This is a genomic window from Cnuibacter physcomitrellae (assembly GCF_014640535.1).
GTDB lineage: Bacteria > Actinomycetota > Actinomycetes > Actinomycetales > Microbacteriaceae > Cnuibacter > Cnuibacter physcomitrellae.
This window is the reverse complement of record NZ_BMHD01000001.1, coordinates 1,897,439-1,923,192: the sequence shown is the minus strand read 5'-3', so window position 1 is coordinate 1,923,192 and position 25,754 is coordinate 1,897,439. Positions and strand designations below refer to the sequence as shown.

Sequence of the window (25,754 nt, the reverse complement as noted above, 5' to 3'; positions counted from 1 at the left end):
CATCTCAGCGGATGCGCGCCGGCCGCGCACCTCCGCGTGCTGAAACGGCAAGCGGAGGTGCGGATCGGGGCTCAGCCCTGGCGTGCCTTGAAGCGCGGGTTGAGCTTGTTGATGACGAAGACGCGTCCGCGGCGGCGCACCACCTGCGATCCGGGCTGGTTCTTCATCGACTTGATCGAGTTGCGGACCTTCATCGCGATCTCCTTCTTGTGAGAATGGTTCTCAATAAGCTACACGATCGACAACCGCGAGGCGACCGCATCCATTCCCCGCCGCGCCCGCCGCGTGCGAGTACGGACGGTCGTCGCTGCTCGCTGCTCGCTGCTCGGCTCGGGCGGGCGCGGGCGGGGTGTGTGGTGGGTCAGCTGCAGAGGCGGGCGGTGGCGGTGGGGAGAGCGGCGGCGACCTCCGGGACGGAGACCGGCGCAGCGGCGGAGGCGGAGGCGGTCGAGGCGGCGACCGCATCCGCGCAGCCGGGGTCCGAGCGGTACTGCTGCACCGCGGCCAGCGCCGGGACGAGCTCGGCGGTGATGCGGTCGAGGACGGGCCTCACCTCCGTCGCGAGATCGGGCGCGGTGGTCGGCGCGGGCGCCGAGCCCGCCGCCCACTGGTCGAGGAGCGACTGCTGCACGAGCTTGCTCGCGGCGATCTGGTCGGCGAACACGGCCTGCACGTAGTCGGTGTCGGCGCCGGCCTGCTGGGCGGCGGCCGCAGCCGCATCGAGCACGACCTGCTCGCGCGCGGGGTCGGTCACCGGCTGGCCGGTGAACAGCTTCGACGCCGCCACCTGCGGCGCGGTGTCGAGGCGCTCGACGATGAGGCCGACCGCCGCGTCGAAGGTCCCGCCGGGCACGGCGGATGCGGGACTGCTGCCGGTGGGCGCCGTCGCCGTCGCGCTCGCGGTCGCGGTCTCCGAGGAGACCGGTGCGGGGCTGCCGCAGCCGGCGAGCGCGATGCCCGCGACAGCGACGAGTGCGGCGGCGGCGATCCGCCGGAGGGTGTGGTGCGGCATGCCGCCAGCGTAGAGCGCTCGGGACGCGCTTCGCGGTCGCTCATCACGACATGCGCTCAAGCTCGCCGAATAGCGCGCCGCTTGCACAAATCCCGTGATGAGCGACGGCAGATGCGGCGCTGCGCGGCCGCGTGACCGGGTCACGACGGACGCTCGACACCGAATGAGCCCGAGTCCGCCGGATACGCTGCCGCTTCCGGGGATTCGGTGTCGAGCGTCCGGGGCGGGGGCGCTGTCGTGGATCCCGTGATGGGGCGGTCTTGGGGCAGCCTCATCCAGAGCGCGGACGCTCGACACCGAATGAGCCCGAGTCCGGCGGATACGGCGCCGCTGTCGTGGATTCGGTGTCGGGCGGCCGGTGGGACGCCGCGGTTAGGCTGATCGGCATGTCGAGCGCAGCGGATTCCGACGCGGCGGCGTGTCCGGCGGGACCGGAGGAGGCGGCCGCAGCATCCGGGGAGGCGTGGTCGCCGGTGGCGGAGGAGTGGGCGGCGCGGTGGGGGCGCGTGGCCGATCCGGCGCGCGAGGAGATCGTGCGGCGCGCGGGCATCGGCGCGGGATCGCGCGTGCTCGATGCGGGGTGCGGGTCGGGCGAGCTCGCCGCGCAGCTCGAGGCCGCGGGTGCGGCGGTGAGTGCGGTCGACGCCGCGCCGGGGATGGTCGCGCTCGCTCGGCGGACGGCTCCCGCCGCCGACGTGCAGCTCGCCGCGATCGATCGGCTGCCCTTCTCCGACGGGGTCTTCGACGCCGTCATCGCCGTCAACGCCCTGCAGTTCGCCGACGACATGGCGGCAGCGCTCGTCGAGCTCGGGCGGGTCACCGCGCCGGGCGGCGTGGTCGCGGTGGCGAACTGGGCGGAGCGTGCGCGCAACGACCTCGACACGCTCGAGACCGCGGTCGCGCTCGACGACGGCGACGACCCGGACGACCTCGTCGACCTCGACTACCGCCTCCCCGGCGGGCTCGAGGCACTGTTCGCCGAGGCGGGCATCGCCGTCGAGTGGTCGTCGACCGTGGATGTGCCGTGGTCGGCTGCCTCCGACGACGACCTCGCCCGCGGCGTCCTCCTCGGAGAGGACGACGACACCATCGCCGCGCGCACACCCATCCTCGTGGCCGCCGCCCGCCCCTTCGCCACGCCCGAGGGCGGGTATCTGCTACGCAACGCCTTCCACGTCGTCCTCGGCCGCGTCCCCCGCTGAGCCACCCCGGGCGCGCCGCTGCGACGGCGAGTGCTCGAGATCGGCGTCATCGGGGCAGGGTGGCGCGCAAAGTGGGCAGTGGAGTGGGATGCGCTAGTAGCGAGTGCTCGAAATTGGCGTCATCCGGGTGGGGATGGTGCGCGGAGTGAGCAGTCGCTTGGAGCCTGCGAGCGGGCGACCCGCGGGCGGGCGCGACTACGCTTCTTCGGATGGGCGAGCCGGGGCGGGTGGTGATCGCGGGACACGTGTGCCTCGACGAGATCGTGACGCCCGAGGGGGTCGTGCGCGCGGCGGGTTCGCCCGCGGTGTTCATGGCGCCCGTGCTCGCCGAGGCGGGGATGGCGCCGGTGGTCGCCGCTCCGCGGGGCGCCGACTTCGAGGCGCTCCACACGGGTCTGCAGTTCCTCGAGCCCGCCGTCGGAGACCAGACGCTCGTGTACGTGAACGATGTCCGTTCCGCGCGTCGGGTGCAGTGGGTCCGCCACGCGGAAGCCGTCGAGCAGGCCGCGCTCGGGGTCTCGACCCGCGCTGCCCTCGCCGACGCCGAGGCGCTCGTGCTCACCCCGCTGCTGCCGATGAGTCCCGAGCTCATCGCCGAGTTTGCCTCGCCGCTTCCTCTGGACGCGCTGCGGGTCGCCCTCGTGCAGGGATACCTCCGCGGCCTGGGCCCCGCTGTGCGCGGCGCGCGGCCAGTCGAACCCCGCGAGTTCGCGGAAGCGCCGGCGGTGCTCTCCCAGGTCGACATCGCCGTCCTGAGCGAGGAGGACCTCGGCGATCCGGCCGCATCCCACCAGGCGGCCCGGATGTGGACCCTCGCGCATCCGTCGACCGCCGTCGTCGTCACACGGGGCGCGGAGGGCGCCAGCGCATACCTCCGAGGAGAGCGGCACGACGTCGCAGCCCACGCCGTGGGCGACCTGCCCGCTGCGAGCCTCATCGGAGCCGGCGATCTCTTCAGCGCCGCACTCGTGGTGTCGCTGCTCTCGGGCCGCGCACGTGCGGGCGCTGATGGCCCGCGGTCGTCGCGTGACCGCGCGAGAGACCCCGCGACCCTCACGAGCGCGGTCGCCGAGGCGAACCGCGTGACCGCGGAGCGCCTCGCGGCGCGCTGAGAGGCTCAGCGGAGGGCCCCGGGCGACGGGCTCAGCGGGGCGAGCTGACGCGCTCCGGCTCGATGGCGAGGATGACGCGCTGCTGGTCGCGGCCGCCGTACCAGGGGTAGGGGCCGCCGGTGTACTTCTGCGACAGCTGCTCGATGTGGTCGACGGCGCCCTCGGTGCGGAGCTCGCGCACCGTGCCGCGGACCTGGTAGTAGAACCACGGGTTCTCGGGATCGGAGATCGTGACCGCCACACGCGGATCGCGCTGCACGTTCCGGACCTTCTGGTGCGTCATGACGCTGTTCACGAGGACGTTCTCGCCGTCGGTGTCGACCCAGGTGAGCGTCACCTGCGGCGAGCCGGACGGCATGACCGTGGCGATGTTGCAGAGCGCACGGCGCTGCAGGAGCGAGATCAGGTCATCGGGCAGAGCGGTCATGGGGGCCCTTCCAGGCGAGAGAGGGTGGGAACCTCCACGACGTTACCCCTCCCGGACGACACCGCACGGGGCCGGCTGCCCCGGGCCGGAAGCACGGGCCCGCAGCACGGGAGCCGCGGGCACGGGAGTACGAGTCCCATCGCATCCGGGATACCCTCGCAGCACCATGACGAGGCAGGGTGACTCGGCGATCCGCGCGGCGAAGCGAGCCGCGACGGTGCTCGCGGGAGTGCTGTTCGCGCTCGGGGTGGTGTGCATCGTGGTGATCATGGCGAGCGACGAGGACGCCATGGCCATGAACTGCGACATCGACGGATGCGCGGCGAGCGATCCCCTGCTCTACACGGTGCTCTCGGCGACACTCCGGGTCTGCGGTCCCCTGGTGGGGGCAGGGGCGCTCGCGGTCGGCGGGGCGCTCGTGCTGGCGACGGCGATGACCGCTCCAGCAGGGGTGGAGGCGAGGCCCACGACCGGCGCAGGTGGGACGTGGTCCGAGACGCCCACCCCTGCCACACCGGTCCCTCGCGCTGCGGCCGAGGTCCGCACCGCTACCGCCACAACCACCGCCACCGCCGACATCGAGGAGAGGAGCTCGGGGATGCGCGCCATCGTCGCTCTGTGGGTGATCGCCGCTGTGTCCACCGTCGGATCGGCGGCACTCGTACTCTGGACGAGCAGCCCGGCGGTGGTGACGTACACGGGCGCCTCAGACAGGGCGACGCAGCTGTTCGTCCAGGTCGCGTACTCGCTCATGCCGTTCCTGATGTTCGCTGCGCTCGTCCTCGTCGGGATGGCTATCGTCGCGACCGCCCTGCGCACACGGCTGCGCGCGGCACCGAGCCGGGCGGATGGGCGGCCGACGGATCCTGGTCGGCGCGCCGCAGACGACGCGGACGACGCAGACGGCCTCGACGAGCTCTTGGCACCCCAGCCCGAACCCGCCCGCCCCTGGCGCCGGGGCGACGACCTCACCCCCTTCATGCGGCCCGACGACCGGCCGTAGCGCGCGTCCGCCCACGGGAGGTTCCCGAACCCCGACCGAGAGCGCGAGCCGAGGCCCTCGGGGAGAATGGGAGCATGACGCAGCGCGACGACACCACCGTCGAGGTCACCCGCGTCGAGCGGGGAGACGTCTACGCCCGCGTGTCCACGATCGGCAGCGGGCGGGAGCGCCCCTTCGTCCTCGTCGCGGGCATCGGCGTGGCTGCGACCTACTTCGAGCGGCTCGCGCCGAACCTCAACGAGTTCGGTCCCGTGCACGCTCTCGACCTGCCCGGGTTCGGCGGGGTCCCGCATCCGCCCGCCGCCATGACGATCGAGGAGTACGCCGATCTCGTCGAGGCCGTCATCGACGACCTCGGACTGACGGACCCCATCCTCGTCGGTCACTCGATGGGGACGCAGATGGTCGCGGAGGTCGCCGCACGGCGGCCCGGGATCAGCACCGTGGTGCTGATCGGACCGGTGGTGTTCCCCGGGATCCGCCGTCTCGTGCCGCTCGCGGGCCGGTTCCTGCGGGCGTCGTGGCATGAGCCGTTCCGGGTGAAGGTGCTGGCGATCGGCTCGTACCTGACGTGCGGATTCCGCTGGTTCTTCCGGATCCTGCCCGAGATGATGCGGTTCCCGATCGAGGAGCGGTTCGCTCACATCCGTGCCCACACCCTCGTGATCCGCGGCGAGCACGACGCCGTGGTGCCGCGCGTGTGGGTGCGGTGGATCGCGCGGACGATCCCGTTCGCGACGACCTGGGAGATCGGCGGCGCGGGCCACTCGGTGATGCACGGGCACGCGGAGGGGGTGGCGCGGCTCTGCGTCGAGTGGGCGCGGAGTCCGCGCGACACCGACGGCTTCCTGCACCGGATGTCGGATGAGGCGGCCGCCGCGCCCGAACCCACCCACCAGACGCTGCGGACCGCGCTCAAGGGCCTGCGCGGGCGCCTGCGGGAGCTGACCGGCGTCGCCCGCGACGACGACCGCCTCATCGCCGCGGGCAAGACCGAGCACGCGGAGTCGATGGCGGAGGCCCGCTCCGAGCGCTGAGACGCCCGGTCCGGGCGGGAGGCCGTCGCTTCGACACCGATTCCGCCGAACCGCGCCGATAGACGGCTCGCTCTCGCGGATTCGGTGCACAGGCGACGCGTTCGTCCGCCCCGCCCCGCCGCCGCAGCCGCCGTTCGCGCGAAAAGGGTCGAATCTCGACGGGTGTCGTCGATAGGGTGGACGGGACCCCCGACACCGAGAGGATCCTCGATGCCCACGGGACTCCCCATCCACTTCGAGCACGTCACCAAGGCGTTCGGCGCGGTGCGCGCCGTCGACGACCTGTCCGTGACGATCGAGCCCGGCCGCGTCACGGGCTTCCTCGGCCCCAACGGCGCGGGCAAGACGACGACGCTGCGCATGCTCCTCGGGCTCGTCCGCCCCACGAGCGGCGTCGCCACCATCGGCGGCACGTCGTACCGCGACCTCGCCTCGCCCCTCACGACGGTGGGCGCGTCGCTCGAGGCCACGAGCTTCCACCCCGGACGCACGGCGCGCAACCACCTCCTCATCGCGGCGCAGGCGTCCGGCCTGCCGGCGACGGCGGCCGACGAGGCGCTCGCCCGCGTCGGCCTGCAGGACTACGGCCGGCGCCGGGTCGGCGGCTACTCGCTCGGGATGCGCCAGCGCCTCGGGCTCGCGTTCGCGCTCCTCGGCGACCCGGGGGTGCTCGTCCTCGACGAGCCCATCAACGGGCTCGACCCCGAGGGCATCAAGTGGATCCGCCAGCTCCTGCGCGCGATGGCGTCCGAGGGTCGTACGATCCTGATCTCCTCCCACCTGCTCAGCGAGGTGCAGCAGACCGTCGACGAGGTGGTCATCATCGCGCACGGCAAGCTGGTGCACACGGGCGACCTCGCCAGCCTCGACGCGTCCGACACGATGTCCGTGCAGGTCAACGCGGCGGATCGCGCCGGTCTCGCGGCCGCCGTCGCCGCGGCCGGATACACCTACTCCGAGATGCGCGCGGGCCTCGTGGTGGATGCGGCGGATGCCGCCACGATCGGCCGCATCGCCTTCGACGCCGGAATTCCCCTCACCAACCTCACGCAGAAGCGGGTGGGGCTCGAGGAGAGCTTCCTGGCCCTCGTCGGAGAGGAGGGCTCGCTGTGAACTACGTCCACGCTGTCCGCGCCGAGATCACGAAGATCACCTCGACCCGCATCTGGTGGGTCCTCGCGATCATCATGGTCGGCTATGTCGGACTGGTCGCGGCCGGCGGTGGCCTCCTCATCACCGCGGTCGCCAGGGAGGCCCCGCTGGGAGATGTCTCCCTGCCGCGCCTGGTGTACAGCTTCGCGTCCTCGATCGGATACGTGTTCCCCGTGCTCTTCGGGGCCCTCGCGGTGACGGCCGAGTTCCGGCACAAGACGCTGACGCCCGCCTTCCTCGTCACCCCTCGCCGGGCGACGGTGCTCTGGGCGAAGCTGACGGTGCTGGTCGTGATGGGCGCCGTCTTCGGCGTGCTCGCGCTGATCGCCGCGGTCGGCCCTGGCGCGCTGACGCTCTCCTTCGGCGACAGCGGCACGGGGCTCGACCAGCCGGAGACCTGGCTGATGTTCGCCCGCATCCTCCTCGCGATGGCCCTGTGGGCCGCGATCGGCGCCGGACTCGGCGTGCTCGTGCCCAGCCAGGTGGCGGCGATCGTCATCGTGCTGGCGTTCACGCAGTTCGTCGAGCCGATCCTGCGCGCGGCGACGTCGCTGGCCGACTGGGCGTCCGCGATCGGCCGGTTCCTCCCGGGGGCGGCGTCGGATGCGCTGGTCGGCACGAGCTTCTTCTCGATCACCCAGTCGGGTGGTGGCGAGCAGCTGCCGTGGTGGGGCGGGGCGCTCGTGCTGCTCGCGATCGCCGCGGTCGCGACCGCTGCCGGGTACTTCACGAGCTGGCGGCGCGACGTCGACTGAGCGCCGGGGCGGGTGGGCGGCGGTTTATACCGTGAAGGCGAGCACCACGAGCGCGGCCGTGCCGGTGACGAGCGCGATGCCGCAGGCCACCTTGATCACGAGCTCGGTGCGAGCGGCGGACCACCGCCGCCTTCGGCTTCCTCGGTGCGGATGCGGATGCGGGTGCGGGTGCTCCTGCTGGTGCGGGCCCGGATGCGGGTGCGGGTGCGGGAGCGGGTGCTCCTGCTGGTGCGGATGCGGGTGCTCGTCGGGGCTGAGCTGAGGGAGGGCGCCCGCGTCGCCGGGCGGGGTGTGAGGCTCGCGCGCCCCCGTCGGCGCCACACGGGGCCCGAGCGCGGCGGGCACTCCCTCCGTCAGCCGGACCGTGTCCTCGATCGACTCGAGTCCCGACGAAGGGGTGGGTGAGGGTCGGGCGTCCTCCTGAGCGGCCTTCGGCGCGGCAGCGACCGTTGGCCGCACGAGGCGCGGACGACGGACGCGGGCCAGCGTGAAGTCGTACTCCCACGGCACCTCGCCGCGAGCGGCGCCGGCGTCGCTGACCTCGTCCCTGTCGTCCATCCATCTCGAGGCTACGGACCGGGCCGCGCCCTCGCGATGGGGAGAAGTCCCCATTCGCCCTCGCGCGGGCGGCCGTCCTCCCCGGATGTGGCACTCGTGGTGACCCGCCGCGCCCGAAGGTCGCCACGAGCGTCAGATCCGCCGGGCCAGGCTGCCGTGTAGCGTGGTTCGTCCGTGCGCGGGTTCGCGGTGGGGCGTGGATCTGGCAGTAGTTGTGGGCTGTGCGGCGCGGAGGTCGCCACGAGCGTCAGATCCGCTCGGTCTGGGGTCAGCGCCGTGGCGTGACTGATCGCCTCGGTCGTGCGCGGTGGGTGGTGGATTTGGCAGTCGTGGCGGCCTGTTGGGCGCGGAGGTCGCCAGGAGTGTCAGATCCGCCGGGCCAGGCCGCCGTGCGGGATGGTTCGTCCGTGCGCGGGTTCCCGGTGGGGCGTGGATTTGGCAGTTGTTGCGGGCTGTTCGGCACGAAGGTCGCCACGAGTGTCAGATTCGCGCTGTCGACGGGTGTGGGCCGCGCCCCGACGGAGCAACCTCGTCGCGGGAGATCGCGGTTCGGATCCGACCGTCGCGGCGAGGCCACGACGCCGAACCCGAGCCCGAGCCCCTGGGGCCCGAGCTCGAGCTCAAGTCCCGGAGGGCGGGGGCGCGGCGCGGAGGGCGGGCAGCAGGACGCGGTCGACGAGGTCGACCACGGCCTGCGGCTCGAGCGAGCGCTTCCGCAGCGAGATGCTGCCGAACGCGGCCGTGGGGACGATGCCCGCGACGAGCGTCACGGGCGCCTCGGGGGAGACCTGCCCGCGCTCGATCGCGCGGCGGATGACCGTCTCGATCGCCGCGACGGGAGGCCCGCCGATCAGGCGGTAGGCGACGTCGTAGAGCTCCCTGTCGCGACCGATCTCGCTGAGCAGGCTCGCCAGCACGGGGCCCGAGCGCTCGTCGGTGGCGGCGAAGTGCAGGGCGGCGCGGAGGAGGTCGTCGCGGAGGTCGCCCGTGTCGGGCACCTCCGCCGCCACCTGGAGGTCGCTGACCGCGGCCACGACGAGCTCGGCCTTCGTGCCCCAGCGTCGGTAGATGGCCGACTTGCCGCAGTGGGCGCGGGCGGCGACGGCGGCGATGGTGGTCCCCGGATAGCCGTGCTCGATCAGCAGGTCCTGCGTGGCGGTGAGGATGCTGCGTTCCACCTCCGGGTCGCGCGGGCGTCCGGCGGGGGACGGCGACTCCTGGATGCTCACCCCAGCATTGTATGTTCCGGTTCCGAGTAGTACCGTATCCCTCTAACGGTACCGATCGGAACCGTAATAGGCCGTACACCTCAGGAGGACGTCATGACCGCATCCGTCGCCACCACCCGCGCCCCGTCGCGGTCCCGCCTCCGCGCCGCGGGCATCCTCGCCGCTGCGGCCGTCGTCGCCGTGGGGCTCAACGCCGTCGTCGCCGCCGTGGCGACGAGCCTCGGCGCGCCGACCGACTACGGTCCGCTCACGCTGCCCGCCTACGCGCTCTTCACCGTGCTCGGCATCGCCGCCGGATGGGCGGGCTGGCTCATCGTGCGGCGCCGCGCCCGTGACGCCCGGCGGGTCCTCGCCGTGCTGGTGCCCGTCGTGACGGTGCTCTCGCTCGTGCCCGACGTGCTGCTGCTCACGCTGCGCTTCATCCCCGGGACCACGCCGGCCGCGGCGATCGCGCTGATGGTGATGCACCTCGCGGTGGTGGCGGTCGCCGTCCCCGCCTACGCGCTGGCGTCGCGTCGGGCGTGAACCGGGCGTGAACCCGCCTGAACCCACGTGGACCCGCGCGGGAGTCGCGCGAGCGCCGCGTGTGAGAACCGGCCCGCGACCGGCAGAATAGTGGGGTGACGGATGCGGCGGCCGACGGGCAGGGGACGGTCGCCGACCCGATCCCGGCGCGCCGAGGCCGCCTGCACCACAGGTTCGTCACGCCCGAGGCCATCTACGGCACCATCCTCTTCTGCGCCGTGCTCACCGCGGCGGAGGACGACGCCGACGACTTCCACCTCATGGTCAATGGGCTCCTGGCGAGCCTCGTGCTCTGGTTCGCCCACGTCGTGGCCATGACGGTGGCCCGGCACGGATCGCGGGACGGCCGGGAGACCGGCATCCGTGCCGCCGTCACCGAGGGCCTGCACCACTCGACCGGCGTGCTCATCGGCCCGGCCATCCCGCTCTTCTTCCTCGTCTTCGGAGCCTTCGGCGTCGTCGACGAGGACGTCGCCTACTGGCTGTCGATCGGCTCGGGCGTCGCCGTGCTGGTGGTGCTGGGGATCCTGTCCTGCCGCGAGAGGCGGGTGCCGTGGCCGCTGAGCCTCGCCGGCGGGCTCGCCGCCGGTGCGGCCGGATTCCTCGCGGTCGTGATCAAGGCGACGCTGCTCGAATGACGCACCCCCTCGCCTCCGACCCCCGCCGCGCGACCCGGCTCTGGCGCATCACCAGCGTGATCTACCTGATCGGGCTGGTGGACTTCCTCGTCGCCTTCGTGCTCATCTTCGTGGCCTACTTCCTGTCGGCCGACGTCCTCTCGGTGATCGCCCTGTACATGTTCATCGCCGCCTGGCCCGTGCTCTTCGTCGCTGCCGTGCTCGACGTCCTCCGCCACCGCTGACCCGCGCCGCCCTCACGGGGGCGGGATGCGCGCGGGTGCTAGGCGGGGAGGGCGCCCGCGACGACGCGGCCGCGGGAGACGACCGCGACGATGCGCGACACGTCGAGCGCGCCGAGGTCGTCCCAGGGGCGGCCGCGGAGCACGACGAGGTCGGCGGCGTAGCCGGGGGCGAGGCGTCCGAGCGAGGAGCCGCGCCCGATCGCGGCGGCGGCGCGCGAGGTGGCGGACTGCAGCGCGCGGTCGGCCGACCATCCGAAGACGCCTGCCATCGCCCGCACCTCCGCCATCTGATCGCCGAAGTCGACGTGGTGCCCGTTCGCATCCGTGCCGAGGACGAAGTCGACCCCGGCGTCGGCGGCAGCCCGCATCAGCGCATCGCGTCGCGACACGAGCTCGGCCGCCTTCGCGGACTGCTCGGGCGAGACGGCGCGCTCGCCCGACGCGATCCGGTCGTTGATGAGGAGGGTGGGTGCCACGGTCACTCCGGATGCGGCGATCCGCGCCGCCTGCTCCTCGCCGATGAGGGTGCCGTGCTCGATCGAGTCGACGCCCGCGTCCAGCGCGATGTCGATGCCCTCGGCGGTGTGCGCGTGAGCGGCGACGGGCATCGAGAGAGCGTGGGCTTCGTCGACGATCGCGTCGATCTCGGCGCGGGTGTGGTTGCGCCACGACGCCTTGTCGCCAACCGAGAGCACGCCCCCGCTCGTGGCGATCTTGATCCCGTCGGCGCCGGCGCGGGCCCACTGCCGCACGAGCTTGCGGCACTCGTCGGGCCCGTCGGCGGTCGGCTTGCGCAGGGGGAAGGCGGCCGGGGTGAAGAGGTCGCCGTGCCCGGCGGTCATGCTCACCATGCCGTGCGCGAGCAACCGAGGTCCCTCGACCAGACCCGAGTTCACCGCACGGGCGAGGGAGAACTGGATCTCGTCGGCCGACAGGTCGCGCAGCGTCGTGACGCCGCCCCGCAGCGCGGCCTGCGCGTGGGCGAGGCCGTGCAGCACCTGCTCCTCGGGCCGGGTGGTGAGCGGCCAGCTGAGGAAGTCGGCGTGACCCCGCCCCGCGTATCCGATCAGGTGCACGTGCGTGTCGATCAGCCCGGGGATGACGGCGAGCCCCGCGCCGGCGTCGCCGGAGGCGCCCGTGCCCACGCCCGCGGCGCCGGAGGCGCTCGCGCTCGCGTTCACGCTCACGCCCGTGATGGTCCCGTCGCCGTCCGCGACGCTCCACTCGACCGAGCCGACGCCCAGCGCCCGCTCGCCGTCCCACACCTCGACGTTCTCGATCCTCACGGTGTCATCCTCTCGTGGTCGTCTCTCGAGTTCCGCCACCCTCCTGACCTTTCGCCACGTGCATGCGCATGGCGAAAGGTCAGGAGGGTGGCGGAACGCGCGGTCAGCGCTTGTTCTTGCGGGGGAAGAGGGCGCCGAGGGCGGCGGGCGGGCGCATCGTGGTCCCGGCGACCACGAGCACCGCGAGCGTCACGAGGTAGGGCGCCGCGGTCGGCAGCTCGGCGGGCAGGGGCACGAACAGGAACACCAGCACCAGCGCCACACCCAGCGCGAGGGGCGCGATCCCGGAGCGGAACGCCTTCCGCGCGGCCAGCGCTGCACCGGCGACCACACCCACGTCGCTCGAGGCGAGGCCAGAGCCCGAGGCGAGGCCAGAGCCCGAGGCGAGGCCAGCGCCCGAGGCGAGGCCCGAGCGGTCGGCCGTGCCGGACGCCAGCCCGCTGCGCGAGAGCCGGCGTCCGCGCCACATCCGCACCAGTCCGATGACGACGAACACGATCGCCAGGATGAACACCAGCGCACGGAACGTCTCGGGCCGCCCGAGGCCGACCGCGTCGGAGAACCCGAAGAGAGCCGACCCCAGGAAGACGCCGGACGGCATCCAGTTGCCGAAGATGAGCGTCGCGAGACCGATGAACCCGCGGCCCGCGGTCTGGTTCTCGACGTACCCGGAGGAGATGAGCGCGAGATACCCGCCCGCGAACCCGGCCATCGCGCTGCCCGTCAGGACGGCGATCCAGCGGGTGCGGTGCACCCGTCCGCCGAGGGCCTGCAGCGCGGCGGGCTGCTCGCCGGCGGCGCGCCAGCGCAACCCGAACGGCGTGCGCCACAGGATGTACGCGGTGAGCGGGATGAGCAGCAGCCCGATGATCGCGGCGAGAGAGACGTCGCGGGTGAGGCCGCCCAGGATGCCGCCGACCTGCGACAGCACCGGGATGCCCGACCCCTCGAGGCCCGCCATCCAGTCGGGCGTCCCGAGGCCGCCGGAGAGGAAGGGGATGCTGATCGAGGGCAGCGAGCCGTCGATGCGCGGTGAGCGGGCGATGGTCCCGCCGTCGACGCCGTTGAAGACGATGTCGGAGAGGAACCGGGCGAGCGCCGCCGCGATGACGTTGATGGCCACACCGACGACGAGCTGGTTGATGCCCATCTCGATGCAGAGCAGCGCCATGAGGAGGCCGAACACCAGCCCTCCGACGATGCCGCCGCCGAGCGCGGCCCACGGACCCCAGAACCAGCCGAAGAGCCCGGCCGCCCAGGTGCCGCCGATCATCATGCCCTCGAGGCCGACGTTGATCACGCCCGCGCGCTCCGAGTAGAGGCCGCCGATCGCGACCACGGCGATGGGCACGGTGAGCCGGAGCGCGGAGCCCCAGGTGGAGGAGGCGGCGATGCCCGGCGCGTCGGCGACGTACTGGGCGATGATCACGAGCGCCAGGCCGAGGAGCCCCCAGCGGAGGGCCGCACGGAGCGACGAACGCGACGGGCGCAGCTTCGCCGGCGCGGCGGCGGCCGCGGGCGCGGCGGGGTCGACGACGGTGCTCATCGGGCGGCCTCCAGTCCATCGGCGGGTGCGGGGGTGGGGGCGTCGGACGAGTCGCCGTCGGCCGGGCCCGAGGAGCCGCCGCGGCGACGCGAGCGGATGGCGTTCCACAGCGCGATGCGCTGGTCCGCCCGCTCGGTGAGCCAGTACCCGACCGCCGACGAGAGCAGGATCACGGCCATGAACAGCGTGCCCACCTCGGTCGGCAGCTGCACGAGCCCGAGCACCTGGGAGCTGCGTTCCACGAACGCCAGGATGAACGCGCCCACGGCCATCCCGATCGGATGCGACCGGCCGAGCAGCGCGGCGGCGAGCCCCGTGAACATGAGGTCGGTGGGCATCGTGCCGTCGTAGCGGTAGGCGACGCCGAGCACGTGGTACATCCCGATGAGGCCCGCGATCGCGCCGGAGCCGAGCATCGCGTAGATGATGCGGCGGTTCACCCGGATGCCGGCCGACTCCGCCGCCTCGGGCGACTGCGCCGCGACCTGCAGCGTGAACCCGAACACCGTGCGGTACTGCAGCAGGTAGAACACGATGCCGACGATCACGGCGACCACGATGAACCCCGAGATGGAGGTGCGGTTGCCGATGCCGAGGTCGAGGAGCACCGGCATGGCGCCCTGGTCGTCGATGATGGCGGTGCCGGTGTTCTGCCCGCTGCCCGAGCGGAAGACGTTGGCGAGCAGCATCGCGACGACCGTCGTGGCGATCGCGTTCATGAGGATGGACGTGATCACCTCGCTCACGCCGCGGTACACCTTGAGCAGCGCCGGCACGAGCGCCCAGAGCGCCCCGACCACGCAGCACACGAGCAGGGTGATCGGCAGGCGCAGGTAGAGCGGGAGCGGCAGCTGCGCCGCGACCACCGCGCCGATGAGGGCGGCGACCCGGTACTGGCCGTCGACGCCGATGTTGAACAGCCCCATCCGCAGCGCGAAGGCCGCGGCGACTCCCGCGATGTAGAGCGGGATGGCGTTGTTGAGCGCCGACACGAGCGACGCGGGCTCGATGCCGTAGTTCCACATCACCTCGTACGCCGAGGCCGAGGAGTAGCCGCTCAGCTCGAGGAAGAGCGTGGTGACGATGAGCGCGAGCACGACCGAGACGACGGGGCCGGCGAACGTGGTGACGATCCTGCGGGTCATGCCGCACCTCCTGCCAGGTCGGCATCCGACGGCGTGGGCCGGTCGGTGCGGACGCCGGTCATGTACTCGCCGAGGGTCTCCGCGTCGACCGCGCGGGGGTCGAGCTCGCCGACGACGGCTCCGCGGTAGAGCACGATCAGCCGGTCGCTCAGGGCGAGCAGCTCGTCGAGGTCGGCGGAGACGAGCAGCGTGCCGAGGCCGCGGTCGCGCGCGTCGGTGAGCTCGGACCAGACGGCGGCCTGCGCGCCGATGTCGACGCCGCGGGTCGGATGCGCGGCGATGAGCACCCGGGGCTCGGAGCCCAGCTCGCGGCCGACGATGAACTTCTGCTGGTTGCCGCCCGACAGTGCGGACGCAGGGGTGGACGCGTCGCCGCCGCGCACGTCGAAGGCGGTGATGATGCGGCGGGCCGCCTCCGCGGCGCCGGCGCGGCTGTACCAGGGCCCGCGCTTGATCGGCGGGCGGGTGTGGTAGCCGAGGGCTGCGTTCTCGCGCAGCGGCATCCCGAGCACGACGCCGTCGCGGTGGCGGTCCTCGGGGATGTACGCCATGCCCGCCGCGCGTCGGTCGGTGGTGGAGAGGGCGGTGACGTCGTCGCCGCCGAGCGACACGGTGCCCTCGGAGGGCACACGGCCGAGGAGCGACAGCATCAGCTCCGACTGCCCGTTGCCCTCGACTCCGGCGACCCCGAGGATCTCGCCGCTGCGCACCTCGAACGACACGTCGTCGAGCGCCGCGACCTCTCCCGGCACGGCGACCGTGAGGTGCGACCCCGCGAGCACGACCTCGTCGCCGACCGGGACGGCTCGCGGCTCGACCTGGGGCATCGCGACCTTCACCATGAGCGAGGCGAGCTCGCGGGCGGTGGTCTCCGCCGGGGTCGTGTGGCCGACCACCTCTCCGGACCGGATGACGGTGATCTCGTCGGCGAAGTCGAGCACCTCGTCGAGCTTGTGGGAGATGAAGATGACCGCGGCACCCGCATCCGTGAACGCCCGCATCGCGGCGAACAGCGACTGGGCCTCGCTCGGCACGAGCACGGCGGTCGGTTCGTCGAGGATGATCACGCGGGCGTCGCGGTAGAGCACCTTGAGGATCTCGACGCGCTGACGGGCCCCCACGCCGAGGTCTCGCACCACGGCGTCGACCTCGACCGGGAAGCCGTTCGCCTCGGCCAGCTCGGCCACCCGGGTGCGGGCGGCCGAGCCGTCGAGGCGGAAGGGGGAGCCCGGCTCGTCCGCGAGGACGACGTTCTCCCACACCCGCAGGGCGTCGGCGAGCAGGAAGTGCTGGTGCACGATGCCGATGCCGGCTCGCTGCGCGTCGCGCGGCGAGCGGAAGGTCATCGGGCGACCCGCGATGGCGATCGAGCCCTCGTCGGGGCTCTCCTCGCCGGCGAGGATCTTCATCAGCGTCGACTTCCCGGCGCCGTTCTCGCCCACGATCGCGTGGACGGTCCCGGCCCTGACCGTCAGGTCGATCCGGTCGTTCGCGACGAACGTGCCGAACCTCTTGACGATCCCGGTCAGCCGGACCAGCTCGTCCTGCTCTGCCATGGTGGTGCTTCCTGGGGTGCTTCGGTGCTTCTGGACGGGTGCTTCCGGTGCGTCCGGTTCCGGATGCGGGTCAGACCGCCGTCGGGACGGTGACGGTGCCGTCGATGATGTCCTGCTTCGCCTTGTCGAGCTGAGCCGAGTAGGCGTCGAGGAAGCCGCCGCTGGTGGAGTAGCCGACGCCGTCGTTCGAGAGGTCGAAGTCCTGCTCGCCGGGCTGGAGGGAGCCGTCGAGGAAGGCCTTGATGCTGTCCTCCACCGCCACGTTGACGTTCTTGATCGCCGAGGTGAGGATGTACGGCTTCAGCGAGTCGTCGACCTGGTTGTACACGTCGCCGTCCACGCCGATCGCCCACGACTTCGTGCCGGATGCGCTCGAGAGCGGGGCCTGCTCGTAGACGCCCACACCGGATCCGCCGGCCGCCGCGTAGATGACGTCGGCGCCGCCGGCGTACATCGAGGCCGCCGCCTCCTTGCCCTTGGTGGGGTCGGAGAAGCCGGTGAAGTCGCCGAGCGGGGCGAGGTAGGTCTTGTCGACCACGATGCTCGGGTTCACGCTCTTCGCGCCGGCCTCGTAGCCGACGAAGAAGTTCTGGATGCTGGGCTGGTCGACGCCGCCGATGAAGCCGATGTGGCCGGTGGTCGAGGCGAGGGCCGCCGCGACGCCGACGAGGTACGACGACTGCTCTGCCGCGAAGGAGATGGTGGTGACGTCGGGGATCTCGGTGCCCTTGTCGATGTCGACCGCGACGAACTTGGTGTCGGGGTGGTCGGTGGTCTGCTCCATCGGGGTGGCGTACTGGAAGCCGATGCCGATCGCCAGACCCGCGCCCTGCGAGATCGCGAGGTCGAGGCGGTCCTGGTAGTCGTCGGTGTTGGGGCTCGAGAAGTCGAGCGGGGTGAAGTCGTACTCGCCTTGGGCGTCGGTGAAGCCCTTGTAGGCGCTGTCCATGAAGGAGAAGTCGCCGGTGGTGCCGTACAGCATCGCGATCTTCGGGGTGTCGGCGTCCGCGCTCGGCTGCGTGGTGGCGGTCTTGCCGGAGCAGGCGGTGAGGATGAGCGACGCGGCGACGACGGCGCCGCCCAGTGCCGCCAGGCGGCGGGTACGGGTGCCAAGCATGGGACTCCTTCGGAGGGGGACTGTGATCTGTGTGACGGTAGCTCGCAAAACGCTTTGCTTTGTTACGCGAATGTTTAATCTGTGTGACGTGAGGCCCGGATCCGCGCTGATCCGCGCCTCTTTTTCGCGACTCCCCGGTGGTCGTCATCGAATCGTTATCTTCCGGCGTGCAAAACGTTTCGCGTCGGCTAGCATTCGTCGCATGGACGAGACGGGGGCGAACCGCCCGGTCACGATCCGCGACGTCGCGCGGGTGGCCCAGGTCAGCATGACCACCGTCTCGCATGCCCTCTCGTCGAAGCGGCCGGTGAGCCCCGAGACGGCCGAGCGCATCCGAGCTGCGATCGAGCACCTCGGCTACGTGCCGCACTCGGGCGCTCGCAGCCTGCAGAGCGGGCGGGCCATGATGATCGGCCTCGTCGTGCCCGACGTCTCCGATCCGTTCTTCGGCGAGCTGGCGGTGAGCGTCGAGCGCTCGGCCGACGACCTCGACTTCGGCGTCGTGCTGTCGAGCTCGATCAGCCGCGCCGAACGCGACGCCCGCTACCTCAACCTGCTGCGCTCGCGCTCGATCGACGGGCTCATCTACGTCACGGGCGAGGTCCGGGTCGACGAGCGGCTCGCCGATCTCGCCGCCCGGCATCCGATCGTCCTGGCCGACGAGTCGGTCGCCACGCTCGAGTCGATCCCCCTGGTCGCCGCCGACCATCTGCAGGGCGGACGGCTCGTCGCCGAGCACCTCCGCGAGCTGGGGCACTCGCGGGTCGCCGTGCTGACCGGCCCGCGCGGGCTGCGGTCGGCGGAGGAGCGCGTGTCGGGCTTCCTCTCGGTGCTGCCCGGCGCCACCGTCGTGGACGGGGACTTCACCGAGGAGGTCGCGTACCACCGCACGGCCAAGCTGCTCGCCGGAGCGACCCCGCCCACGGCCGTCTTCGCCTCGAACGACGTCTCCGCGTTCGGGGTGATCGACGCGGCCCGCGACCGCGGGCTCAGTGTGCCCGACGACCTCTCGGTGGTCGGCTTCGACGACGTGCCCCTGAGCGGACGCCTCTCGCCCGGTCTCACCACGGTGCGGCAGCCCGTGGGCGAGATCGGCCGCGTGGCCGTCGAGACCCTGCTCGCGGAGATCGCGGGCGAGGCGCCCGGCTCGCCGCCCCGCCATCCCGTGGTGCTCGTCGTCCGCGGCACCACCCGTCCGCCGCGCTGACGCGCACTCCGCGCGCTTCTGCCGTCCGCCCCTCGAAAGGAGCCCCCGTGGCCCGCATCCTCCTCCTCGGCGAATCCTGGTTCGTCTACTCCGTACATCAGAAGGGGTTCGACGCGTTCTACACGTCGGAGTACACCGCGGGAGGGCAGGAGTTCGTCGCCGCGCTGCGCGCTGCCGGACACGAGGTCACGCACGTGCCGGCGCACGAGATCACGACCACGCTGCCGCTCACCGCGGAGGGCCTCCACGAGATCGCCGACGTGGTCGTCGTGTCGGATGTGGGCGCGAACACGTTCCAGGTGCCGCCGGCCACCTTCACCCGGTCGGTGCCCGAACCCGATCGGGTCGAGGTGCTGCGGCGCTTCACCGAGACCGGTGGCGGCCTGCTCATGGTGGGCGGATACCTGACGTTCTCGGGCATCGACGCGAAGGCGCGGTGGGGGCGGACGCCGCTCGCGGCGGCGCTGCCCGTCGAGGTGCTCGACCGTGACGACCGGGTGGAGATGTCGGCAGGATCCGCACCCGCCGTGGTGGCTGCGCATCCGGTGGTCGCGGGCCTCGACACCGCCTGGCCGGCGCTGCTCGGGCTCAACGAGGTGGTGGTCAAGCCCGGCGCCGACCTCGTCGCCGAGTGCGGCGGGCATCCGCTGCTCGTCTTCGGGGAGTACGGGGCCGGGCGCAGCGGCGCGTTCACCTCCGACCTCGCGCCGCACTGGGCGCCGCCGGAGTTCCTCGCCTGGGACGGGTACGCACCCCTGTTCGACCGCACGGTGCGCTGGCTCGCGGGGGAGGAGCTCGAGACGGCCGGCGCTGCCGGCGTGAGCGTGGGGGCCGGAGCATGAGCGCGACCACGCCGAACCCTGCTTCCGCTCCCGATGAGGTCACCCTCGTCGACACCGTCATCACCGGTGCCACCGTCCTCACGCACACCACGCGTCCGGCGCCCGCCTACCCCGAGCTGCCGCGCGAGGACGTCGAGGCGCGGGGGACCGCGACGTTCCTCGACGACCACGCCATCGGCACCCGAGGCGGGGTCATCGCGTGGGTGGTGCCCACCGCCTCCGTCCCCGCCTCGGTGCTCGACGCGGCCGCGCGGATCGACGCCCACGGGCTCGTCGCGATCCCCGGCCTGATGAACGGGCACACGCACTCGCCGATGACGATGTTCCGCGGCTCGGCGGAGGACGTGCCGACGAACGAGTGGTTCAACAAGCACATCTGGCCGATGGAGGTGAACCTCACCGACCGTGACGTCTACCTCGGAGCGCAGCTCGCCATCGGCGAGATGCTGCTCGGTGGGGTCACGTCGTTCGCCGACCACTACTTCGCGACCGACCAGATCGCCCGCGCGGTCGAGGAGAGCGGAGCGCGGGCGCTGCTCGCCTCCACCTTCTTCTCGTCGCAGGGGCCCGCCGGTGTCGAGTCGTCGGCCGCGTTCGCGGAGCGCTGGAACGGCGCGGCCGGTGGCCGCATCCGCACCGCGATGGGTCCGCACGCGACCTACACGGTCGACGACGCCGACCTCGAGCTGACCGCCGCGCATGCGAGGCGTCTCGGGATCCGCACGCACATCCATGCTGCCGAGAACATGCAGCAGACCGAGTCGAGCCTCGCCAAGCGCGGGGTCACGCCCATCCAGGTGCTGCACGACACCGGCGTGCTCGAGGCGGGGGCGATCATCGCGCACGGCACCGGCATCGTCGAGAGCGACCTCGAGTGGCTCGTGCCCTACGCCGATCGGGTCGGAGTGGCGTCGTGCAGCAAGGTCTACATGAAGCACGCGCACACCACGACGCCGGTGCGGATGCTGCACGACGCGGGCGTGACCGTCGGGCTCGGGACCGACGGGCCGGCGTCGAACAACACGCTCGACGTGCTCGAGAGCCTGCGCATCCTGTCGCTGAAGCAGAAGGACGCCCACCTCGACGCGACCTGGCTCACCTCGCAGCACGCGCTCGACATCGCCACGCGGCAGAGCGCCGCCGTCTTCGGGCAGGAGGCGTCGCTCGGCGCCCTGCTGCCGGGGTACACGGCCGACATCGTGCTCATCGATCCGTCGGCCCCGCACATGCAGCCCATGCACGACCTCGCGGCCGCGCTCGTCCTGAGCGTGCGGGCGAGCGACGTGCGCACCGTGCTCGTCGACGGCGAGGTCGTCGTGCGCGACGGCCGACTCACCCGCCTCGACCTCGGGGAGGCGATCGCCGAGCTCAACGCCCGCATCCCGGAGCTCACCGACCGCTCGCGCGGCAGCATCCAGGACTACGCGCCGTGAGCCGTCTCGAGGGGAGGATGGAGGCATGATCGAGGCGGAGCGCACACCCTGGACCGATGTGGCCGGGCACCTCGGCCGCACCGACGCGCCGCCCGCGTCGCGGCTCGCGGTGCTGCCGTTCGGGGCGCTCGAGCAGCACGGACCGCAGCTCCCGCTCGGCACCGACACGTTCCAGGCGGTGCACGTCGCGCGCGGCATCGCCCTGGCGCTCGACGCGGTGCTGCTGCCCGCCGTGCCGTACGGCGACACGTGGAACAACGCCGGCTACCCGGGCACGGTGTCGCTCTCGGCGTCGACCGTGGCCGCGATCGCGCTCGACATCGGTCGGGCGCTGGCCGCCTCGCCCGCGCCGGCCTCGGGCCTCGTCGTCGTGAACGGCGACTGGGGCAACCGGACGCCGCTCTACGGCGCGGTGCGCACGCTGCTGCAGGAGGGGTTCCCCGCGATCGCGCTCGACTACCCCGGTCTCGACGCCGCGGCGGCCGCGGTGCGGACGACGCAGTCGGCGGCCCCCGGGCTCAACCACGCCGACGAGCTCGAGACGTCGATGATGCTCGCCATCGACGACACCCTCGTGCACCCGGAGCGCGCGGTCGCGGTCTATCCCTCGTTCCCGGGCGACTTCGGCACCACCCCGATGCAGCTGCATCCGTTCTCGCCCTCCGGCGTCTTCGGTGACCCCACCGCCGCCACCGCCGAGACGGGCCACCGCCTCCTCGACGCCACCGTCGCCGGCTCCCTCACCGTCCTCACGGACTTCCTCGCCCGCCTCCCCTGACCCCCGCTCCGCTTCCCCTCGCGTCGCTTCGACACCGATCCGCGGCAAGTCCGCCGAATAGGGCGGGGCTTCGGAGGATTCGGTGCCGGGGTGACGGTGGTTGCTCGTCACGGGATTCGGCGAAGCTCGACGTATACGGAGGGGCTTCGCCGTATTTCGTGATGACGGACGGGCCTAGGCGGGGTGGCGGCCCGCCTCGCCCCCGTCGCCTCGACACCGATCCGCGGCAAGTCTGCCGGATAGGGCGGGGCTTCGGGGGATTCGGTGTCGAAGCGGCGCGGAGGCGGGCGGGCTAGCGGGTGAAGGCGGCGATGGCCGCCTTCACCTCCGCGGCGAGGGCGCGCTTCTCGGGGCCGGAGAGGAACGCGGCCTCGACGGCGGCGAGCTCCGCGGCCTCGAACTCGGGCACGCCCCAGCCGAACTGCTCCTCGATCCGGCGGAAGTCGGCGCTGATCGAGATCATCGAGATGAGGCGGTTGTCGGGGTTGATCGTGACCGTGAACCCGAGCTCGCGGAGGAGCTCCACGGGGTGGTTCTCGATCCCGTCGACCACGCCCTTCGAGTTCGACGACACGCACACCTCGAGCGGGATGCGGCGGTCGACCACCCACTGCGCCGTGCGGCCGAGCGTGAGGGACGCGGGCCCGGATCCGGCACGGGCGGCGGCGACGTCACGCACGGCGGTCCTCACCCCGAGTGGGCGGCCGTTCAGCCGCACGTCCTCGATGATCCGCACGCCGTGGCCCAGGCGCAGCGCGTGCGCGAGGTGCACGGTCTCCCAGACGCTGTGCTCGCCGTCCGCCTCACCGGTGTGGATCGTGTAGGGCACGCCCTCGCGATCGAGCAGGGTGAACGCATCCAGATGCTGACGCACGGGGAAGCCGTCCTCCGGCCCCGCGATGTCGTACCCCGCGACGCTGCCGCCCCACTCGCCGTACGTGTCGACGGCGAGCCGCGCGATCTCGAAGCTGAGCGTCGACGAGCGCATCCCGCACAGCAGCTGCCGGGCGCGGATGCGTCCGCCTTCGGCGGCGACGATCGCCTCGCCCTCCGCCAGCCCGGCGGCCACCGCCTCGACCGCGACGCGCAGGGGGAGCCCGCCGAGGATGTGCTTCTCGGGCGCCCAGCGGGCCTCGCCGTACACGACACCGTCGGCGGCGGCCTCGATCACCCACTCCCGGGCGATCCGGACGATGCTCTCCTCGGTCTGCATGACCGCAGTGGTGAGGCCGAACTTCTCGTCCCAGTGGGCGACCTGCGGCTCGGCGACGTCGCCGATGAACCAGCGGGCGAGCGTCTCGGGGTCGTCGTACGGCAGCGTCACGCCCGACGAGGCCGCGAGCTCGATGAGGGTCTCGGGCCGCAGGGAGCCGTCGAGGTGATCGTGCAGCGACACCTTCGGGAACTCGATCCACGGCTCGTCGGCCTCGGCCCAGCGCGGATATCCCGCCGGGCGGAAGCCCGGAGATGCGAACCCGCTCACTTGAAGGCCGCCAGCCCGAACGACACCATGTCGGCGAAGGTGGTCTCGCGCTCGGCCGCGGTCATGTCCTGGCCCGGCTTGTCGCTGATGGTGCCGACCATGAGGGTCTCGAAGCCCTCCTTGAGCCCGACCGCGTAGAGACCGGCCGCCTCCATGTCGACGCCGAGCGTGCCGTACTCGATGAGCTTCGGCACCACGGTGGTGTCGGGGTTGTAGAACTGGTCGGTGGTGAACAGCGGGCCGACGTGGATGGTCTTCCCCGTGGCCTCTCCGTACTCCACGGCCTTCCGCAGCAGCGAGAAGCTCGGCGCGTGGCTGAACGTGACGCTCGGCACCCACCCCGAGGTGAGGGCGGAGTTCGTGTGCGCGCTGGAGGCGGCGATGACGTCGCCGAGCTCGAGCCACGGCTGCAGCGCACCGATCGTGCCCACGCGGATGATGCGCTTCACCCCGTAGTGGCGCGCGAGCTCGGTGGCGTAGATCGACAGGGAGGGGATGCCCATCCCCGAGGCGAGCACGGAGACCGGACGGCCCTCGACGGTGCCGGTGTAGCCGAGGATGCCGCGCACCTCGGTGACGAGCCGGGGCGAGTCGAAGAAGGTCTCGGCGATGAGCTTCGCGCGGCGCGGGTCGCCGGGCATGAGCACGTCGGAAGCGAAGTCGCCGGGCTCGGCGGAGATGTGCGGGGTGGCCATGGGGGTCCTTTCGAGGTGACCGGGTGACGGATGCGGGTGGTGACGGATGCGCGGCCTCGCGCCGGGCGGTCAGCCCACCTGGGAGGGCGCGAACCGGCGCAGCACGACCCGCTCCGCCCAGCTCACGAGGCTGTAGAAGACGAGCGACACCGCGGTGAGGAGCGCGGCCGCCGCCCAGAGCTGCGTGTAGTCGGAGTGCGACCGCGACGTGACGATCGTGTGCCCGAGCCCGTCGCCGGTGGCGAGCCACTCGGCGAGCGTCGCCGCCAGCACGGCCGTGGGGGCCGCGATGCGCGCCGAGGCGAAGATCGCGGGCAGCGTGTACGGCAGCTGCACGCGCCAGAGGTTGCTCCAGATCGACGAGTCGTAGGAGCGCATGAGGGTGAACGCATCCGACGGAACGCGCTTGAGGCCCCCCTGGACGTTGGCGAGGGTGGGGAAGAACGTGACGATCGCGGTGAACGCGACGACTCCCCCCAGCCCGCGCCCGAGGGCGAGGATGAGCACCGGGATGAGCACGATGATCGGCACGGATCGCAGTGCCACGGCGAGCGGGGTCAGCACGCGCTCCACCACCGGGACCGTGACGAACGCCACCGCCATCGCGATGCCGACGACGAGTCCCGCGATGTACCCCGTGCCGGCGTGCACCAGGGTGACGCCGAGCGCCTCGACGAGCACGGCGCGGTTCGCCGCGGCCTCCTCGCTCACGAACAGGTACTGGAACACGTCGACGGGGGACTTGCCCACGAACGGCGACATGTCGAAGACGATGAGGTACGCCCACCAGGCGAGGAGGATGACGACGATCGAGCCGATCGTCCAGGCCACCGCGCTCGCGAACCGGCTGAACGCCGAGCCCCGCGGCGAGGCGGTGGCGGCCTGGGCGTTCGAGATCGAGGCCGACCAGGGGGTGAGCCAGCGGCGCAGCAGCCCGAAGAGTCCGTACGGCACCGCCGCCATGAGCGTCACGAGCACCGCCACCGACCAGACGCGCGGGAGGTTCAGGCCCATGAGCCCGTTGATGAGCAGCACGCCGAGGCCCGACTTCGCGCCGATGAACTCCCCGAAGATCGCGCCGAGCGCAGCGGCGGCGGCACCGATCTGCAGGCCGGTGAGGATGGCGGGGATGCCGGACGGGAAGCGCACGAAGCGCAGCTTCGGGAGCCCGCCGCCGCCCCACGCGGTGACCATGGTGAGCGGTCCGCCATCCGCCGACCGCAGCCCGAGCATCGTGCCGACGAGCGTGGTGAAGAAGACGGCGAGCGAGGTGAGCACGACCTTCGCGGTGTCGGGGTCGAAGGTCAGCTGGAGCAGCGGGTTGACGGCCACGAGCGGCAGGCAGAACAGGGTGAGCGCGAGACGCAGGAAGAGCGACTCGAAGGCGGGCACCTGCACGAAGACGATCGCGACGAGGACGGCGAGGAGGTTCCCCCAGAACCAGCCCCGGATCGCGACCCAGGCCGTGGCGGTGAAGTTGCTCCAGTACAGGCCCGCATCCGCGATGAGGCTCTGGACGATGGCGCTCGGCGACGCGATGACGCCCAGGCGGGTGAGCCACAGGTCGGCGGCGACCTCCCAGAGCACGAGCAGCGCGAGGGAGACGACGAGGGTCGTGACCCAGCCGTTGATCGCACCACGGCGCGCGGCGCGGCGCGATCGGGAGCGCTCGGTGGCGACGGCGGCGGCACGGATCGCGTCGCGGTCGCCCGGCGCGCCTGAGCGGCCGTCCGCCGGGCCGGCGGAGGTGCGGGCGCCCTGCGACGACCCCGTCACGGAAGCGGTGCTCACG

Annotated in this window: 26 protein-coding genes; 13 read left to right on the top strand and 13 right to left on the bottom strand. The window is 72.4% G+C overall.

What is annotated here, in order from left to right:
* Positions 1 to 71: 71 nt before the first annotated feature.
* Positions 72 to 194 (bottom strand): type B 50S ribosomal protein L36, encoded by a 123-nt coding sequence (ykgO, locus tag IEX69_RS08940; RefSeq protein ID WP_085020666.1) that lies wholly within the window; start codon positions 192 to 194, stop codon positions 72 to 74.
* Between the two features lie 167 nt (positions 195 to 361).
* On the bottom strand, positions 362 to 1,012 hold the full coding sequence (gene aroQ / locus IEX69_RS08935) for a gamma subclass chorismate mutase AroQ (RefSeq protein WP_085020665.1): 651 nt from the start codon (positions 1,010 to 1,012) through the stop codon (positions 362 to 364).
* 386 nt (positions 1,013 to 1,398) lie between these two features.
* On the opposite strand from aroQ, the gene IEX69_RS08930 reads away from it, so the two are divergent.
* Positions 1,399 to 2,214, top strand: coding sequence for a class I SAM-dependent methyltransferase (locus IEX69_RS08930; protein WP_085020664.1), 816 nt, complete (start codon positions 1,399 to 1,401; stop codon positions 2,212 to 2,214).
* Between the two features lie 209 nt (positions 2,215 to 2,423).
* Positions 2,424 to 3,326 carry a PfkB family carbohydrate kinase gene (locus IEX69_RS08925; RefSeq protein WP_157127281.1) on the top strand — a complete coding sequence of 301 codons (903 nt, stop codon included), beginning with the start codon at positions 2,424 to 2,426 and terminating at the stop codon, positions 3,324 to 3,326.
* 31 nt (positions 3,327 to 3,357) lie between these two features.
* On the opposite strand, the gene IEX69_RS08920 is transcribed toward IEX69_RS08925, so the two are convergent.
* Positions 3,358 to 3,753 (bottom strand): PPOX class F420-dependent oxidoreductase, encoded by a 396-nt coding sequence (locus tag IEX69_RS08920; RefSeq protein WP_085020662.1) that lies wholly within the window; start codon positions 3,751 to 3,753, stop codon positions 3,358 to 3,360.
* 166 nt (positions 3,754 to 3,919) lie between these two features.
* Between IEX69_RS08920 and IEX69_RS08915 the strand changes: the two genes are divergently transcribed.
* From IEX69_RS08915 to IEX69_RS08900, 4 genes are all read left to right on the top strand, one after another.
* Positions 3,920 to 4,756, top strand: a complete 837-nt coding sequence (locus tag IEX69_RS08915; protein WP_085020661.1) for a hypothetical protein — start codon at positions 3,920 to 3,922, stop codon at positions 4,754 to 4,756.
* A gap of 74 nt (positions 4,757 to 4,830) precedes the next feature.
* Complete coding sequence (locus tag IEX69_RS08910; RefSeq protein ID WP_085020660.1) at positions 4,831 to 5,793, top strand: alpha/beta fold hydrolase; 963 nt, start codon at positions 4,831 to 4,833, stop codon at positions 5,791 to 5,793.
* Positions 5,794 to 6,003: 210 nt separating this feature from the next.
* On the top strand, positions 6,004 to 6,906 hold the full coding sequence (locus IEX69_RS08905; protein WP_085020659.1) for an ABC transporter ATP-binding protein: 903 nt from the start codon (positions 6,004 to 6,006) through the stop codon (positions 6,904 to 6,906).
* The gene (locus tag IEX69_RS08900) at positions 6,903 to 7,700 is read left to right on the top strand and encodes an ABC transporter permease (protein ID WP_085020658.1); all 798 of its coding nucleotides are present in this window, start codon (positions 6,903 to 6,905) and stop codon (positions 7,698 to 7,700) included. Before IEX69_RS08905 ends, IEX69_RS08900 begins: the two co-directional genes overlap by 4 nt.
* A 24-nt stretch (positions 7,701 to 7,724) precedes the next feature.
* On the opposite strand, the gene IEX69_RS08895 is transcribed toward IEX69_RS08900, so the two are convergent.
* The gene (locus tag IEX69_RS08895) at positions 7,725 to 8,258 is read right to left on the bottom strand and encodes a hypothetical protein (RefSeq protein WP_085020657.1); all 534 of its coding nucleotides are present in this window, start codon (positions 8,256 to 8,258) and stop codon (positions 7,725 to 7,727) included.
* 620 nt (positions 8,259 to 8,878) lie between these two features.
* On the bottom strand, positions 8,879 to 9,487 hold the full coding sequence (locus IEX69_RS08890; RefSeq protein ID WP_229756288.1) for a TetR/AcrR family transcriptional regulator: 609 nt from the start codon (positions 9,485 to 9,487) through the stop codon (positions 8,879 to 8,881).
* 93 nt (positions 9,488 to 9,580) lie between these two features.
* Between IEX69_RS08890 and IEX69_RS08885 the strand changes: the two genes are divergently transcribed.
* The 3 genes from IEX69_RS08885 (at position 9,581) to IEX69_RS08875 (ending at position 10,874) form a co-directional block, all read left to right on the top strand.
* Positions 9,581 to 10,012, top strand: a complete 432-nt coding sequence (locus tag IEX69_RS08885; RefSeq protein WP_085020656.1) for a DUF6069 family protein — start codon at positions 9,581 to 9,583, stop codon at positions 10,010 to 10,012.
* A 95-nt stretch (positions 10,013 to 10,107) separates the two neighbouring features.
* Positions 10,108 to 10,650 (top strand): hypothetical protein, encoded by a 543-nt coding sequence (locus tag IEX69_RS08880; protein ID WP_085020655.1) that lies wholly within the window; start codon positions 10,108 to 10,110, stop codon positions 10,648 to 10,650.
* The gene (locus IEX69_RS08875; protein ID WP_085020654.1) at positions 10,647 to 10,874 is read left to right on the top strand and encodes a hypothetical protein; all 228 of its coding nucleotides are present in this window, start codon (positions 10,647 to 10,649) and stop codon (positions 10,872 to 10,874) included. Before IEX69_RS08880 ends, IEX69_RS08875 begins: the two co-directional genes overlap by 4 nt.
* Before the next feature lie 38 nt (positions 10,875 to 10,912).
* Here IEX69_RS08875 and IEX69_RS08870 read toward each other — a convergent pair whose 3' ends face one another.
* The 5 genes from IEX69_RS08870 to IEX69_RS08850 all read right to left on the bottom strand — a co-directional run bounded on the left by IEX69_RS08870 (position 10,913) and on the right by IEX69_RS08850 (position 17,524).
* Entirely contained in the window at positions 10,913 to 12,160 is a 1,248-nt protein-coding gene (locus IEX69_RS08870) for a metal-dependent hydrolase family protein (RefSeq protein ID WP_174604501.1), read from the bottom strand.
* A gap of 103 nt (positions 12,161 to 12,263) precedes the next feature.
* The gene (locus tag IEX69_RS08865; protein WP_085020652.1) at positions 12,264 to 13,706 is read right to left on the bottom strand and encodes an ABC transporter permease; all 1,443 of its coding nucleotides are present in this window, start codon (positions 13,704 to 13,706) and stop codon (positions 12,264 to 12,266) included.
* Entirely contained in the window at positions 13,703 to 14,851 is a 1,149-nt protein-coding gene (locus IEX69_RS08860; protein WP_085020651.1) for an ABC transporter permease, read from the bottom strand. Before IEX69_RS08860 ends, IEX69_RS08865 begins: the two co-directional genes overlap by 4 nt.
* Entirely contained in the window at positions 14,848 to 16,407 is a 1,560-nt protein-coding gene (locus tag IEX69_RS08855; protein WP_085020650.1) for an ABC transporter ATP-binding protein, read from the bottom strand. The genes IEX69_RS08860 and IEX69_RS08855 overlap by 4 nt, the downstream gene beginning before the upstream one ends.
* 70 nt (positions 16,408 to 16,477) lie before the next feature.
* Positions 16,478 to 17,524 (bottom strand): BMP family lipoprotein, encoded by a 1,047-nt coding sequence (locus IEX69_RS08850; protein WP_085020649.1) that lies wholly within the window; start codon positions 17,522 to 17,524, stop codon positions 16,478 to 16,480.
* Between the two features lie 202 nt (positions 17,525 to 17,726).
* On the opposite strand from IEX69_RS08850, the gene IEX69_RS08845 reads away from it, so the two are divergent.
* Genes IEX69_RS08845 through IEX69_RS08830 form a run of 4 tightly spaced genes read left to right on the top strand, consistent with a single transcriptional unit; the run spans position 17,727 to position 21,784 of the window.
* Positions 17,727 to 18,731: a LacI family DNA-binding transcriptional regulator gene (locus IEX69_RS08845; protein WP_085020648.1), complete on the top strand. Its 1,005-nt coding sequence runs from the start codon at positions 17,727 to 17,729 to the stop codon at positions 18,729 to 18,731.
* Positions 18,732 to 18,778: 47 nt separating this feature from the next.
* Positions 18,779 to 19,573 (top strand): glutamine amidotransferase, encoded by a 795-nt coding sequence (locus IEX69_RS08840; protein WP_085020647.1) that lies wholly within the window; start codon positions 18,779 to 18,781, stop codon positions 19,571 to 19,573.
* Positions 19,570 to 21,006: an amidohydrolase gene (locus tag IEX69_RS08835; RefSeq protein ID WP_085020646.1), complete on the top strand. Its 1,437-nt coding sequence runs from the start codon at positions 19,570 to 19,572 to the stop codon at positions 21,004 to 21,006. Before IEX69_RS08840 ends, IEX69_RS08835 begins: the two co-directional genes overlap by 4 nt.
* A gap of 25 nt (positions 21,007 to 21,031) precedes the next feature.
* Positions 21,032 to 21,784 (top strand): creatininase family protein, encoded by a 753-nt coding sequence (locus IEX69_RS08830; protein ID WP_085020645.1) that lies wholly within the window; start codon positions 21,032 to 21,034, stop codon positions 21,782 to 21,784.
* A 292-nt stretch (positions 21,785 to 22,076) separates the two neighbouring features.
* On the opposite strand, the gene IEX69_RS08825 is transcribed toward IEX69_RS08830, so the two are convergent.
* The 3 genes from IEX69_RS08825 to IEX69_RS08815 form a co-directional block, all read right to left on the bottom strand.
* Positions 22,077 to 23,267: an adenosine deaminase family protein gene (locus IEX69_RS08825; RefSeq protein WP_217348623.1), complete on the bottom strand. Its 1,191-nt coding sequence runs from the start codon at positions 23,265 to 23,267 to the stop codon at positions 22,077 to 22,079.
* Entirely contained in the window at positions 23,264 to 23,962 is a 699-nt protein-coding gene (deoD, locus tag IEX69_RS08820; protein ID WP_085020644.1) for a purine-nucleoside phosphorylase, read from the bottom strand. Before deoD ends, IEX69_RS08825 begins: the two co-directional genes overlap by 4 nt.
* A 69-nt stretch (positions 23,963 to 24,031) precedes the next feature.
* Positions 24,032 to 25,753, bottom strand: coding sequence for an ABC transporter permease (locus IEX69_RS08815; RefSeq protein WP_085020643.1), 1,722 nt, complete (start codon positions 25,751 to 25,753; stop codon positions 24,032 to 24,034).
* Between the last annotated feature and the right edge of the window lies 1 nt (position 25,754).

Bases quoted from the DNA above. Each gene is read 5' to 3' on its own strand.
- ykgO (WP_085020666.1), bottom strand. From the start codon at position 194: ATGAAGGTCCGCAACTCGATCAAGTCGATGAAGAACCAGCCCGGATCG.
- aroQ (WP_085020665.1), bottom strand. From the start codon at position 1,012: ATGCCGCACCACACCCTCCGGCGGATCGCCGCCGCCGCACTCGTCGCT.
- IEX69_RS08930 (WP_085020664.1), top strand. From the start codon at position 1,399: ATGTCGAGCGCAGCGGATTCCGACGCGGCGGCGTGTCCGGCGGGACCG.
- IEX69_RS08925 (WP_157127281.1), top strand. From the start codon at position 2,424: ATGGGCGAGCCGGGGCGGGTGGTGATCGCGGGACACGTGTGCCTCGAC.
- IEX69_RS08920 (WP_085020662.1), bottom strand. From the start codon at position 3,753: ATGACCGCTCTGCCCGATGACCTGATCTCGCTCCTGCAGCGCCGTGCG.
- IEX69_RS08915 (WP_085020661.1), top strand. From the start codon at position 3,920: ATGACGAGGCAGGGTGACTCGGCGATCCGCGCGGCGAAGCGAGCCGCG.
- IEX69_RS08910 (WP_085020660.1), top strand. From the start codon at position 4,831: ATGACGCAGCGCGACGACACCACCGTCGAGGTCACCCGCGTCGAGCGG.
- IEX69_RS08905 (WP_085020659.1), top strand. From the start codon at position 6,004: ATGCCCACGGGACTCCCCATCCACTTCGAGCACGTCACCAAGGCGTTC.
- IEX69_RS08895 (WP_085020657.1), bottom strand. From the start codon at position 8,258: ATGGACGACAGGGACGAGGTCAGCGACGCCGGCGCCGCTCGCGGCGAG.
- IEX69_RS08885 (WP_085020656.1), top strand. From the start codon at position 9,581: ATGACCGCATCCGTCGCCACCACCCGCGCCCCGTCGCGGTCCCGCCTC.
- IEX69_RS08875 (WP_085020654.1), top strand. From the start codon at position 10,647: ATGACGCACCCCCTCGCCTCCGACCCCCGCCGCGCGACCCGGCTCTGG.
- IEX69_RS08865 (WP_085020652.1), bottom strand. From the start codon at position 13,706: ATGAGCACCGTCGTCGACCCCGCCGCGCCCGCGGCCGCCGCCGCGCCG.
- IEX69_RS08860 (WP_085020651.1), bottom strand. From the start codon at position 14,851: ATGACCCGCAGGATCGTCACCACGTTCGCCGGCCCCGTCGTCTCGGTC.
- IEX69_RS08855 (WP_085020650.1), bottom strand. From the start codon at position 16,407: ATGGCAGAGCAGGACGAGCTGGTCCGGCTGACCGGGATCGTCAAGAGG.
- IEX69_RS08850 (WP_085020649.1), bottom strand. From the start codon at position 17,524: ATGCTTGGCACCCGTACCCGCCGCCTGGCGGCACTGGGCGGCGCCGTC.
- IEX69_RS08845 (WP_085020648.1), top strand. From the start codon at position 17,727: ATGGACGAGACGGGGGCGAACCGCCCGGTCACGATCCGCGACGTCGCG.
- IEX69_RS08835 (WP_085020646.1), top strand. From the start codon at position 19,570: ATGAGCGCGACCACGCCGAACCCTGCTTCCGCTCCCGATGAGGTCACC.
- IEX69_RS08830 (WP_085020645.1), top strand. From the start codon at position 21,032: ATGATCGAGGCGGAGCGCACACCCTGGACCGATGTGGCCGGGCACCTC.
- deoD (WP_085020644.1), bottom strand. From the start codon at position 23,962: ATGGCCACCCCGCACATCTCCGCCGAGCCCGGCGACTTCGCTTCCGAC.